Origin of the sequence: Litorivita pollutaquae (genome assembly GCF_003205515.1) — a bacterium.
Classification (GTDB): Bacteria; Pseudomonadota; Alphaproteobacteria; order Rhodobacterales; family Rhodobacteraceae; genus Litorivita; species Litorivita pollutaquae.
Genome location: NZ_KZ826481.1, coordinates 431591 through 444520, shown reverse-complemented (window position 1 = coordinate 444520; position 12930 = coordinate 431591). Strand labels below are relative to the sequence as shown.

At 58.7% G+C, this 12930-nt stretch carries 12 protein-coding genes; 7 read left to right on the top strand and 5 right to left on the bottom strand.

What is annotated here, in order from left to right; translation table 11 throughout:
* Positions 1-37: 37 nt before the first annotated feature.
* Positions 38-655: a LysE/ArgO family amino acid transporter gene (locus tag DI396_RS02085; RefSeq protein WP_110794472.1), complete on the top strand. Its 618-nt coding sequence runs from the start codon at positions 38-40 to the stop codon at positions 653-655.
* Positions 656-826: 171 nt separating this feature from the next.
* Here DI396_RS02085 and choV read toward each other — a convergent pair whose 3' ends face one another.
* The 3 genes from choV to choX form a co-directional block, all read right to left on the bottom strand.
* Positions 827-1855: a choline ABC transporter ATP-binding protein gene (gene choV, locus DI396_RS02080; protein ID WP_204362776.1), complete on the bottom strand. Its 1029-nt coding sequence runs from the start codon at positions 1853-1855 to the stop codon at positions 827-829.
* 2 nt (positions 1856-1857) lie between these two features.
* Entirely contained in the window at positions 1858-2700 is an 843-nt protein-coding gene (gene choW, locus DI396_RS02075; protein ID WP_110794471.1) for a choline ABC transporter permease subunit, read from the bottom strand.
* Between the two features lie 125 nt (positions 2701-2825).
* Complete coding sequence (gene choX / locus DI396_RS02070; protein ID WP_110794470.1) at positions 2826-3740, bottom strand: choline ABC transporter substrate-binding protein; 915 nt, start codon at positions 3738-3740, stop codon at positions 2826-2828.
* Between the two features lie 93 nt (positions 3741-3833).
* Here choX and betI point away from each other — a divergent pair, with 93 nt between their 5' ends.
* From betI to DI396_RS02040, 6 genes are all read left to right on the top strand, one after another.
* Positions 3834-4454 carry a choline-binding transcriptional repressor BetI gene (gene betI, locus DI396_RS02065; protein WP_110794469.1) on the top strand — a complete coding sequence of 207 codons (621 nt, stop codon included), beginning with the start codon at positions 3834-3836 and terminating at the stop codon, positions 4452-4454.
* Entirely contained in the window at positions 4451-5959 is a 1509-nt protein-coding gene (gene betC, locus DI396_RS02060; protein WP_110794468.1) for a choline-sulfatase, read from the top strand. The genes betI and betC overlap by 4 nt, the downstream gene beginning before the upstream one ends.
* Before the next feature lie 38 nt (positions 5960-5997).
* Positions 5998-7452: a betaine-aldehyde dehydrogenase gene (gene betB / locus DI396_RS02055; protein WP_110794467.1), complete on the top strand. Its 1455-nt coding sequence runs from the start codon at positions 5998-6000 to the stop codon at positions 7450-7452.
* Positions 7453-7474: 22 nt separating this feature from the next.
* Positions 7475-9121: a choline dehydrogenase gene (betA, locus tag DI396_RS02050; protein WP_110794466.1), complete on the top strand. Its 1647-nt coding sequence runs from the start codon at positions 7475-7477 to the stop codon at positions 9119-9121.
* Between the two features lie 97 nt (positions 9122-9218).
* Positions 9219-9782, top strand: coding sequence for a hemerythrin domain-containing protein (locus DI396_RS02045; RefSeq protein ID WP_110794465.1), 564 nt, complete (start codon positions 9219-9221; stop codon positions 9780-9782).
* 77 nt (positions 9783-9859) lie between these two features.
* Positions 9860-10096, top strand: coding sequence for an HP1242/YdcH family protein (locus DI396_RS02040; protein ID WP_110794464.1), 237 nt, complete (start codon positions 9860-9862; stop codon positions 10094-10096).
* 76 nt (positions 10097-10172) lie between these two features.
* Here the strand turns inward: DI396_RS02040 and DI396_RS02035 are convergent, their stop codons facing one another.
* Together DI396_RS02035 and DI396_RS02030 are read right to left on the bottom strand one after the other, a co-directional pair.
* Positions 10173-11573, bottom strand: a complete 1401-nt coding sequence (locus tag DI396_RS02035) for a helix-turn-helix domain-containing protein (RefSeq protein WP_110794842.1) — start codon at positions 11571-11573, stop codon at positions 10173-10175.
* 97 nt (positions 11574-11670) lie between these two features.
* Complete coding sequence (locus DI396_RS02030) at positions 11671-12894, bottom strand: multidrug effflux MFS transporter (protein ID WP_110794463.1); 1224 nt, start codon at positions 12892-12894, stop codon at positions 11671-11673.
* Positions 12895-12930: the final 36 nt, after the last annotated feature.

The following is a 12930-nucleotide window of genomic DNA, read 5'->3' as shown; positions in this document are numbered from 1 at the left end:
ACCGGCATGGGGCGCCTTTGGCATTTGGGGGGTGCGCATGACCATTGGTTTACTTCCCTCGGGCGTTGCGGGGTTCTGGCTTGGTCTGTCGTTGATCCTCGCCATCGGGGCGCAAAACGCCTTTGTCCTGCGTCAAGGATTGATGCGCACCCATGTGTTTGCGGTGTGCCTGACCTGCGCCTTGTCGGATGCTTTGTTGATTGCGGCCGGTGTCGCGGGATTTGGCGTCCTGACCACGGCGGCCCCGTGGATTGAACCGATGATGCGCTATGGCGGTGCGGTTTTCCTCTTTGTTTACGGGCTGCGTGCCTTTCGCAGCGCATGGCGCGGCGATGCGGGCGGACTTGAAGCAGGGGCGGGCGGCGTGTCTTCTCTGGCTGCGACGCTGTCCACGTGTTTGTTGCTGACGTGGGCCAATCCGCATGTCTACCTTGATACGGTGGTGTTGCTTGGCGCGGTGTCGGCGCAATATTCCCCGCGCATCGCTTTTGCCGTGGGGGCGATGACCGCGAGTTTCGTGTTCTTTTTTGCACTGGGATACGGCGCGCGCCTTCTCGCGCCGCTTTTTGCCAAAGCCGGCACATGGCGGGTGTTCGAGGTGGTGATTGGTCTGGTCATGTGGGCAATTGCTGCCAAGCTGGCCTTGGGCGCGTGAGGCAAAAGGCGTCCTAAGCCCTTTTATCACATAGAAAAATTTGCCGCGCTGCATCTGGTGCGTTTGCGGATCGGGTCGCAATCGCGGCGTCCCGCCAGCAAGACCCGTCTTGGAAACGGCGACCTTGCGCCGGAGCATAGCGGATGCCGATGACGCCGCCCGCGCCCGTGATTACCCGCGCGGGTCGAGCAGTTTGGCCAGAATTTGCGCCCGCGTGATCACACCAATGAGCACGCCGTTTTCCATCACACCGACATGTTCCTCCGCTTCATCCGTTACCGCCATGACATCGCGAATAGCAAGATCCGCCTCGACGGTGAGCTCGGGTACTGCCGCGCCGGCGGGCACCATCACATCGCGCGCCCGTAGCACGCCCAGAGGGTTCATATGCGCGACAAATTCAGCAACGTAATCATTGGCAGGGGCGGTGAAAATCTCTTGCGGGGTGCCGCATTGGATGATCCGCCCGCCTTCCAAAATGGCGATGCGATTGCCGATTTTGAAGGCTTCATCAAGATCATGGCTGACGAAGATGATCGTGCGCTGCAGCTGCTTTTGCAGCATCAGCAATTCGTCCTGCAAATGCGTGCGGATGAGCGGATCAAGCGCCGAGAACGGCTCGTCCATCAACAGGATCGGCGCCTCGGTGGCGAAGGCGCGGGCCAGGCCGACGCGTTGCTGCATCCCGCCCGATAACGCGCTGACTTTGTGGTCCGCCCAATCGGACAAAGAGACAAGCTCAAGTTGCTTGGCGACGGTTTTGGCGCGCTCGGATTTGCCCATGCCGGAGAGTTCCAATCCCAGCCCGACATTCTCGGACACGGTGCGCCACGGCAGCAGTCCGAATTGTTGGAACACCATCGCCACACGGGTTTGGCGCAAGTGGCGCAGGGTGCTGGCATCGCAACTGCCGACCTCTGTCATGCCGTCGCCATTGTTGACCCGCACCGCGCCGCGCGCCACGGGGTTCAGCCCGTTGACCGCCCGCAGTAGCGTCGATTTGCCAGAGCCAGACAAGCCCATTAGCACCAGGATCTCGCCTTCTTCCACTGTGAGCGAGCAATCATGCACGCCCAACACCTGTCCCGTGGCCTCTTGGACCTCGGCGCGGGTTTGCATTAGATCCATCAAGGGCAGGGCGCTTTGCGGCGCGTCGCCAAAGACGATGGAGACGTTGTCGAATTCTACGGCTGTGCCCATGATCAACGCTCCACCCGCAACATCCGGTCGAGCATAATTGCCACCACCACAATGATCAGCCCGCTTTCAAATCCAAGCGCGGTATTGACCTGACCCAGCGCGCGCATCACCGGCACGCCCAATCCGTTCGCGCCGACCAATGCGGCGATCACCACCATCGACAATGACAACATGATCGTCTGGTTCAAACCGGCCATGATTTGCGGCAAGGCATAGGGCAATTCCACCTTCCACAGCTTTTGCCGCGGCGTTGCGCCAAAGGCTTCGGCAGCTTCCAACAGCGGCGTCGGGGTTGAAGAGATGCCAAGTTGGGTCAAACGGATGGGCGCGGGCAAAACAAAGATCACCGATGCGATCAATCCGGGCACCATGCCGATGCCGAAAAACACAATGGCAGGAATAAGATAGACGAAGGTCGGCAGGGTTTGCATCAAATCCAGAATGGGCCGCAGCGTGCGATAAAGGCGCGGGCGATGGGCCGCTGCAATCCCGATCGGCACGCCAACGCCCATGCAGACAACGCAGCCCGACAACACCAATGTCAGGCTTTGCGTGGTTTCTTTCCAATAGCCTTGGTTCAGGATGAACAAGAACCCCAAAAGGACAAATAGCGCGGTTTTCCATGACCGTTGCAACAGGTAGGTCAGCCCGACAAATACCGCGATGATGATCAAAGGATGCGGTGTTTGCAGTACCCATAAGAAGGCATCAATCATCGCCTCCAGACCGGCCGCCAAACCGTCAAACACCACTGCGCCGTTGTCTTGCAAAATGTCGAAAAACCCCTCGGCCCATTTGCCGACCGGTATTTTGCTGGAGGTGATCCAGTCGAGAATGGAATCCATGAACGCGCGTCCCTATTGTCATTCTTATCGTTGTACGCCGTCTTATGCGGCCTGAATACCGCGAGCGCGATACCGTGATATGAAAAGGGCGCCCGACGTTGTGAAGGGCGCCCTGATCGGGTGGATTAGAGGCCGAGGGCCGCCTTGACCGCCGGCAACCCTTCGTCGCCGTCTTTGGTTGTCACCCCGGCAAGCCATGTGTCCAGCACATCGCCATTGGCCTTGAGCCAGGCCATCGTGGCCTCGTCGGGGTCCATACCGTCATCCAGAATCTGGCCCATGATGGCGTTTTCCATCGGCAGGGAAAACTTCAGATTGCTCAAGAAGGTGCCGACATTCGGGCATTCGGCGGCATAGCCTTTGCGCGTCACGGTTTCGACCACGCCTTCACCGCCAAAGAAATCCTCGCCGCCGGGCAAGTATTTCAATTCGAAATTGGCGTTCATCGGATGCGGCTCCCAGCCAAGGAAAACCACGTCTTCGTTTTTCTTCACGGCGCGTTTGACTTGCGCCAGCATGCCTTGCTCGGAACTTTCAATAATCTCGAACCCCTCAAGCCCGTGCGTGTTCTCTTCTGTCAGAGATACGAGATAACCGTTGCCTTCATTGCCCGGTTCGATGCCGTAGATTTTGCCGTCGAGGCTGTCGCGGAATTTGGCGATATCGGCGTAGGATTTCAAACCTTTGTCATAGGTGTAGGCCGGCACCGCGAGGGTGTATTTCGTGCCTGTCAGGTTGACGCCAACGGATTCAATTTCACCGCTTTCGATATAGGGACCGATCGCACCGGCTTGTGCGGGCATCCAATTGCCCAAGAAGACATCGACGTCATCGGATTCAAGCGCCGCAAAGGTCACCGGAACCGACAGGATTTTCACCTCGACGTCATACCCAAGGGCCGTCAACACATGTTTGGTTGCCGATGTGGTTGTGGTGATATCGGTCCATCCGACATCCGAAAACGTAACCGAGCCGCAATCTGCAAGCGCGGGGCTGGCCGCGATGAGGGCCAGCGCGGATAAAGTGGATTTCAATGTCATGGGTCGCTCCTTGAAGTTGGCGATTTTTATTGATTGACGAGTCAATCAATCAGCAATATCGAAGCAAAAGCAAGGTTATTAAGGGTGAAAACGATGCCTAAGCTTGGGGTGGAACCTATCAGGCGGCAAGCGCTTGTAAAGGCGACGATCACAGAGATTGGTGCGGCTGGCTCTCTGGACGTGACGGTGAGCAAAATCGCGCGCAGGGCGGGCATGTCGAGCGCTCTGGCGCATCACTATTTTGGCGGCAAGGAGCAAATCCTGCTGGCGGCGATGCGCCATATCCTTGTGCTTTTCGCCGATGAGGTGCGTAGCCAGATTGCATCGGCGCGGACCCCCGCCGAACGGCTCGACGCCATTTTGCGCGCTTCTTTCGCCTCACCGAATTTCACCGCCGAAGTCATCGCGGCATGGCTCAATTTCTACGTTCTGGCGCAAGCCAACCCCGAGGCCTTGCGCCTTTTGACGGTGTATCGCCGCCGGCTTCAATCGAATTTGACCTATGCGCTGCGCCCTATGGTGGGCGCCGCCGCCGCAGACAAAGCCGAAGTCATCGGCGCGTTGATTGATGGGGTTTATATCCGTCAATCTTTACGCGCCGGGGCGATGGGCGGGGATGACGCGCTCGCAATGTTGCGCCGCACGGTCGATCACATGTTGCCGGGCGCGGATCAAAGGAAAACCGCCGAAATGGTGGATGGAGCAATGACATGAGCCGGCCGAATATCCTGATTTTTATGGTGGATCAATTGAACGGCACGCTGTTTCCCGATGGGCCTGCCGATTGGTTACATGCGCCGAACATCAAAAAACTCAGCGCCCGTTCGACGCGGTTTCGCAACGCCTATACCGCCAGCCCGCTTTGCGCTCCGGGGCGCGCGTCTTTCATGTCCGGCCAATTGCCCAGCCAGACCGGTGTTTACGATAATGCCGCCGAATTTGCCTCTTCGATCCCCACATACGCGCATCATCTGCGCCGTGCGGGTTATCAAACCTGCCTGTCGGGCAAGATGCATTTCGTCGGCCCCGATCAATTGCACGGCTTCGAAGAGCGCCTGACCACGGATATTTATCCGCCCGATTTCGGGTGGACGCCGGATTATCGCAAACCGGGTGAGCGTATTGATTGGTGGTATCACAACATGAGCAGCGTCACCGGATCGGGCGTTGCCGAGATCACCAACCAAATGGAATATGACGATGAGGTCGCCTATCACGCCACGCGCAAGGTTTACGATCTGGCGCGTGGTCTGGATGCGCGGCCATGGTGTTTGACCGTCAGCTTCACCCATCCGCATGACCCCTATGTGGCGCGGCGCAAATATTGGGACCTTTACGAGGACTGCGACCATCTTTTGCCCGAAATCCCGGCCATGGCCTATGACGATCACGACCCCCATGCGCAACGGATTTTCGACGCCAATGATTGGCGCAATTTCGACATTGGCGAGGAGGATATCCGCCGCGCGCGCCGCGCCTATTTCGCCAATATTTCTTATCTCGATGACAAAATAGGCGAGGTGATGGAGGCATTGGAGGCCACGCGCCAGGAAGCGATTATCCTCTTTGTCTCGGATCACGGTGATATGCTTGGTGAACGTGGGCTCTGGTTCAAAATGTGCTTTTATGAAGGCTCTTCCCGCGTGCCCTTGATGATTTCCGCCCCCGATATGGCGGCAGGTTTGGTGGCTGATCCGGTCTCCAACATCGACATCTGCCCGACGCTTTGCGATCTGGCGGGTGTGCGCATGGACGAGGTCATGCCGTGGACGGCGGGCGAGAGCCTTAAACCGCTTGGCCAAGGCGGCGTGCGATCCACCCCCGTGGCGATGGAATATGCTGCCGAGGCCTCTTATGCGCCGATGATCGCTTTGGTGCAGGGCCGGATGAAATACACCGCCTGTGCGATTGATCCCGAGCAATTGTTCGATCTCGACGCCGACCCGCATGAGTTGACCAATCTGGCGGGTGATCCGGCCTATGCCAAGGCATTTGCGCGATTGAAATCCATCGCCGGTCAGCGTTGGGATTTGCCGCGTTTTGATGCCGACGTGCGCCAAAGCCAAGCCCGCCGGTGGGTGGTCTATGAAGCTTTGCGGCAGGGGGGCTATTTCCCTTGGGATTACCAACCTTTGCAAAAGGCGTCCGAGCGTTACATGCGCAACCACATGGACCTCAACGTGCTTGAAGAAAACAAACGTTTCCCGCGCGGCGAATAGCGCGCTCTGATCCTGCTCCAAACCCGAAAGCTGCCCTGATGATCGATATCCAACCCGAAGCCAGCCACTACATTAATGGCGCTTACGTCGAAGACACTTCCGGCACCGCGATCCCTGTGATCTATCCGGCGACCGGCGCGGCGGTGGCGCGGGTGCATGCCGCGACGCCCGCGCTCATCGAACAAGCGATTGAGGCCGCCCGCACCGCGCAACCGGCATGGGCGGCGATGAGCGGCACCGAACGCGGCCGCATTTTGCGCCGCGCCGCCGATATCATCCGCGCCCGCAATCATGAATTGTCGGTTTTGGAAACCTACGACACCGGCAAACCGATGCAGGAAACGCTTGTCGCGGATGCCACATCGGGCGCGGATGCGCTTGAATATTTCGGTGGTCTCGCGGGCAGCCTCACCGGTGAACATATCCCTTTGGGCGGCGATTGGGTCTATACGATCCGCGAGGCGCTCGGCCTTTGTGTGGGTATCGGCGCGTGGAATTATCCGACGCAAATCGCGTGCTGGAAGGCGGCGCCGGCTTTGGCTTGCGGCAATGCGATGATTTTCAAACCCTCCGAGGTGACGCCTCTTTGTGCGTTGAAGGTTGCGGAAATCCTGACCGAGGCGGGTTTGCCCGACGGGATTTTTCAAGTGCTGCAAGGCGCGGGCGAGGTTGGCGCGCCTTTGGTGACCGATCCGCGCGTTGATAAGGTGTCGCTGACGGGATCCGTGCCGACGGGCAAAAAAGTCTATGCCGCCGCCGCCGCGCAGATGAAACATGTGACGATGGAACTCGGCGGCAAAAGCCCGATGGTGGTGTTTGAGGATGCCAATATCGACGATGCCGTGGGCGGCGCGATTTTGGGCAACTTCTATTCCTCGGGGCAGGTGTGTTCCAACGGCACGCGGGTGTTCGTGCATGCGTCGATCAAGGACGCCTTTCTCGCACGGCTGAAGGAACGCCTCGGCAGTGTGGTGATTGGGGATCCGCTGGACGAGGCGGTGAACTTCGGCCCGATGGTGTCGGAGGCGCAGCGCGCCATCACATTGGACTATGTCGCGCAGGGCAAGGCCGGGGGCGCAACGCTTTTCCACGGCGGCAAGGCCATTGAGGGCCAAGGTTTCTATATCGAACCCACGGTGTTTTCGGATGTCACCGACGACATGACCATCGCCCGCGAAGAGATTTTCGGCCCCGTCATGTGCGTGCTGTCCTTCGAGGATGAGGCAGAGGTCATCGCCCGCGCCAATGCCACCGATTATGGCCTTTCGGCGGGGGTGTTTACTGCGGACCTGACCCGCGCGCATCGGGTGATCGGGCAATTGCAGGCCGGTTCGTGTTTCATCAATACCTATAACCTCGCCCCCGTCGAGGCGCCTTTTGGCGGGGTCAAAGCCTCCGGCGTTGGCCGTGAAAACTCCAAGGCGGCGATTGAGCATTATAGCCAGATGAAATCGGTTTACGTGGCCATGGGCCCCGTCGATGCCCCGTTTTAGCCCCGCAGCGGAGAGATAAGCCATGCAGCCAGATTACATTATCGTTGGCGCCGGCAGCGCCGGATGCGCCGTGGCTTACCGTTTGGCCGAAGCGGGCAAAAAAGTCATGGTGATCGAACACGGCGGCAGCGACGCAGGCCCGTTCATACAAATGCCTGCGGCCCTGTCTTATCCAATGAATATGGGGGTTTATGATTGGGGTTTCCAATCCGCGCCGGAACCGCATTTGGGCAACCGCCGCCTTGCGTGTCCGCGTGGCAAAGTGATCGGCGGATCTTCCTCGATCAATGGCATGGTCTATGTGCGCGGCCACGCCAAGGATTTCGACCATTGGGCCGAGAGCGGCGCGGCGGGGTGGTCTTACGCCGATGTGCTGCCCTATTTCAAACGCATGGAAAGCACCCATCACGGCCAAGATGCGGCCTATCGCGGCACCACCGGCCCGCTGCATATTGCGCGCGGTCCGCGTGACAATCCGTTGCACGACGCTTTTGCCACCTCGGCGGCGCAGGCCGGATATGCCCAAACGCCGGATTATAACGGCGCGGCGCAAGAGGGGTTCGGCCCGATGGAGCAAACGATTTACAAGGGACAGAGATGGTCGGCGGCCAATGCCTATCTGCGGCCTGCGCAAAAGACCGGCAATGTCGACGTGATCCGTGCGTTGGCCTGCCGCGTGGTGTTTGACGGCACCCGCGCCGTCGGCGTCGAGGTGGACCGTAAAGGGCGCCGCGAGGTGCTGCGCGCCCGTCAGGAGGTGATCTTGGCGGCGTCTTCGATCAATTCGCCCAAATTGTTGATGCTGTCGGGGATTGGTCCTGCTGCGCATCTGCGCGCGCATGGCATCGCGGTGATCGCCGATCGGGCCGGCGTTGGGAAAAACCTGCAAGACCACCTCGAGGTCTATTTGCAAATGGCGGCGAGCCAACCGGTGACGTTGTTCAAATATTGGAAGCTGATGTGGAAGGGGGTGATCGGGGCGCAATGGCTGTTCACGCGCCGCGGCCTTGGGGCGTCGAACCAATTTGAAACCGCGGGTTTTATCCGCTCGGCGGCAGGGGTGGACTATCCCGATATCCAATTTCATTTCCTGCCGATGGCGGTGCGGTATGACGGCAGGGCCGCCGCCGAAGGTCACGGGTTCCAAGCCCATGTCGGCCCGATGCGCAGCGCCTCGCGCGGGGCGGTGACATTGGCGTCCAATGATCCCAAGGACGCGCCGGATATCTTTTTCAACTATATGTCCGAAGACAGCGATTGGCGCGATTTTCGCGCCGCGATCCGGCTGACCCGCGAAATTTTCGCGCAAGAGGCGCTCAAACCCTTTGTCAAACATGAAATCCAACCGGGGGAGGCGGCGCAAAGCGACGCGGAGATCGATGATTTTATCCGCGAACACGCCGAAAGCGCCTATCATCCCTGCGGCACCTGCAAGATGGGCGCGGCGGATGCGCCCGATACGGTCGTCGATCCCGAAGGGCGGGTTGTGGGCGTCGACGGATTGCGCGTTGCCGACAGCAGCATTTTCCCGCGCATCACCAATGGCAATCTCAACGGGCCCAGCATCATGGTCGGAGAAAAGATCGCCGATGCGATTTTGGGCCGGCGCCTGCCGCCAGAGAACCTGCCGCCGGTGATGCCGGAGCATTGGCGGGCGGCGCAAAGATAATACGCGGGCGATCGCAGAGAACCTCCGCACAGGCTCTGTGCATTTTGGCATGTTTTCGCCGCTTGGGGTCAAACGATATCCCGCGTAGACTGCCCCTATGAATGAAGACAAAAATATCGCGACCCGCACGGGATTGCCCGACCATCTGCGCGTTTTGGCGGATAAATATCCGCGTGACATGTGGCGGGGGCATCCGAATTTTAATGAGTTGACGTCCTTCTGGCTCGAACGGCATCTGATGTTCCGGCAAATTTTGGGCAAATTGCAAGACGGCAGCGCCGAATTTCTGGACGGGCGCGCCCCCCGCTATGTGCCGGAAATGGCACGATATACTGGGTTCTTTTTGGAACAACTGCACGAACATCATAACATTGAAGACCACCATTTTTTCCCGAAATTCAAACCCTTTGATGCGCGGGTCGAGACGGCATTTGAATTGTTGGACGCGGATCACCACGCGCTTGACGGGCAAATGACGGCACTGACCGAGGCATCCAATGCAGTCATCGGGGCGGCGCAATCGGATGGCGATGTGATTACGGCGGCGGCACGTCTGCGCGATGTGCAGGGCGGATTCGAACGGTTCCTCAATCGCCACCTATGCGACGAAGAAGAGGTCATCGTGCCAATTGTTTTGGAATATGGCGAAGAGATCGACTGAACGCTTGATCGGGATCAAAGTGGTGCGCGTCGCGGGCGGATACGCTTTGGGTCAACGCGACAGAAGGAGATACCGCGATGAGCCATACCCCACATGAATTGCACGAAGAATTCCCCGAATACGCCGAGAAAATGACCGCGCTGAAAACCTCGGACGCACATTTCAACAAATTGGCGGACGAATATCACGAGGTTAACCGTATGGTTCATCGTGCCGAAGCCAAAATTGAACCGGTGGCCGACGAGGCCGAGACGGAATTGCGCAAAAAACGCGCGGCTTTGAAAGACGAAATTTACCAACTGTTGTCTGCCTGATCAGACTGGCGGGACAGATAAGGGGCGCCTTTGGTTGGGCGCCCTTTTAACTTTTTGGGCGATATGTCGTTGGGCGTTAGGCCACCTCATAGGGTAGGATGCCGCGCGTGCCTGCTTCGACCTTGAGGCGGCGTTCAAGCGGCGGGATCGACCGTTGATGACAATTGGTGCGTTCGCAAATTCTGCAAGATATACCAATAGGTTCATAGGCTTGCGGCACCTGCATGTTCAACCCGTCAGCATAGATCAGCGCGTCGGCGTGGCGCACCTCGCATCCCAGAGCAATCGCATAGCGCCGCACCGGCGCCCCGAAGGAGCCGCCTGACTTCGACACGTCTCGGGCAAGGCTGATATAGCGCACCCCATCCGGTGTTTCGGCCAATTGCCGCAAGAACCGTCCCGGCGTTTCAAAGGCGCGATGGACGTTCCATAACGGACATGCCCCGCCAAACCTGGCAAATTGCAGCCGCGTGGCGGAGTGGCGTTTGGTGATGGTGCCCGCTTGGTCCACGCGTACGAAGAAAAACGGAATACCTTTGTTTCCCGGGCGTTGCAGGGTGGACAGGCGATGTGCGACCTGTTCGATCGAGGCGCCGAAACGGTTGGCGAGACGTTCAAGATCGTGTCGCATGTCATTGGCTGCGGTCAAAAATGTCGTGTAAGGCATCAGCGCCGCACCGGCAAAATAATTGGCCAGTCCGATTTTGGCGATGTCGCGGGCTTCGCTGGATTGAAACCGTGCCAGATCAAGCGTCGCCTCGATAAGCTTCTCTTGTTGCAGCAGGGCCACTTGTAATAGCAGTTGAAAGGTTTGGGTTTGTGGGGCGGCGCTGGAGGAAATGCGCAGCATGTTTTCCTCGGGATCGAATTGACGCAACTTGTCCATATCGGTGAATGCAACCCGCACGCCGGAATGACCCAAGGCCTTGATCGCAGCGAGGCGGATGTTGGTGGGGGCACCTCCGGGGGCGGCGAAATGCTCTGCGGCGATATCCACCGCATCAATGTAATTGTCGCAGTAATGAAAGAAATCACGCACCTCGTCCCAAGGGCTGGGTTGGATACGGGCGTCTTCACGGCCCAAAGCTTCGTCCAGAGAGGCGAGCCGCTCATGGGTTTGACGATACGCGCGGTGCAATTCCAAAAATGCGCGGGCAAGCGCCGGGGCGTTTGATGCGGTTAACCGCAGATCGGCCAAGGGCGGCGCAATTTCGGCAAAGACAGGGTCGGCCAAGGCTTCGCGCATGTCCGAGACAAGCCGCTCGGCGTCGCCGGTCGACAACTCGGTGACATCGAAGCCGAATTCTTGCGCCAACGACAAGACCACTGTGGTCGACAGCGGGCGGTTGTTGTTTTCCATCTGGTTCAGATAGGGCAGGGAGACACCCAGTTTTCCTGCAAAGGCCTTTTGGGTCAATCCGAGCCGGGTGCGCGTTTCGCGCAGTTTGGTGCCTGCGTAGAGTTTTTGCGTGGTCATGCTGCGATAACGCCTGTTTTGCTTTTGGAAAACCTTCATCAAGGTTAACTTTGCAAAGCAGGGTTAACAAGCTGCTAACTCTGTCCTGTTTAGGCGTTCAGCCGGGATAAATTTGCTTTTCGCGCCGGATCACGTAGAGGATCGAACAAAGCCCTATCACAGCAGAAAGCTCCATGAGGATCAGCAGGGGCGTCGCTCCTGTGCCCGGACCAAGCAACATGCCGGAAGTTGCCGAAAGCGCCGCGCCGCCCCCGATCATGAAGGATGCGCCCAGACCTGAGGCTGTGCCTGCCAGATGCGGCCGCACCGATAACATCCCCGCAGTGGCATTGGGGATGGTGAGCCCGTTGCCAAGTCCGACAAAACACATGAACCCGAAGAAGGTATAGACCGTATCGTGGCCGGTGCTGTCGATGATCAACGACATGCCCACGCCGGAGATCGTGAACAGCAACCCAAGGACGACCAGATTGTTGATCCCGTAGCGCGCCGAATAGCGGGCCGTCAGATAGTTGCCAACGAAATATCCCAGCGACGGCGCGCCGAAAAACAGGCCGAGCATCTGCGGGTTGAGGTCATAGACGATGCTGCCCACAAAGGGCGCGCCACCGAGATAGGCGAAAAACGTGCCGGAGCCGAGGGCCGAGGCGAGGCAATAGCCCCAAAATCGCCGGGAGGTCAAAAGCTCGGGGTATTGGGCGAATTGTTGCCCCAAGGTGTTGCCCGAACGCCGGCCCGTTTCGCCGAGGTCCAAATAGCTCAATCCAAGCACCAAAAGCCCGGCAAACAGTAAAAGCCAGAAGTTTGCCTGCCATCCCAATATGCCGTCCAAAAAACCGCCAATCGCAGGCGCGGCCATCGGCACCACGGCCATGCCCATGGTGACATAGGCGATCTTCGCGCCGGCCTCTTCGGGGTCGTCCACCATATCGCGCACCACGGCCCGCGACAGCACCATCGCGGCGGCCGTGGTGGCCTGAAGCATCCGGAAGATCAAAAACCATCCGGTCGTCGGCGCATAGATGCATCCGACTGTGGCCAGACAAAAAATCACCGTGCCGCAAAGGATCACCGGCCTGCGCCCGATCATATCGCCAATCGGGCCGATCAAAATTTGTAAGACCGCAGAAAACCCAAGATAAATCCCCACCGACAGGCCCATCACACCCGTGCTCGTGCCGAAATGCGCCGCCATCGACGGCAGCGATGGCAGATACACGTTGATCGCGAGGGCGGAGAGGCTGGCCAGAAGAACAAGCGTCACGATATGGGGCGGGGTCTTGCGGCGCAAGAAATGCGCCGGGGATAACGATTTGTCCATTTGCAGTGATTATGTCCTGTGCGGCGGCATTGTCCA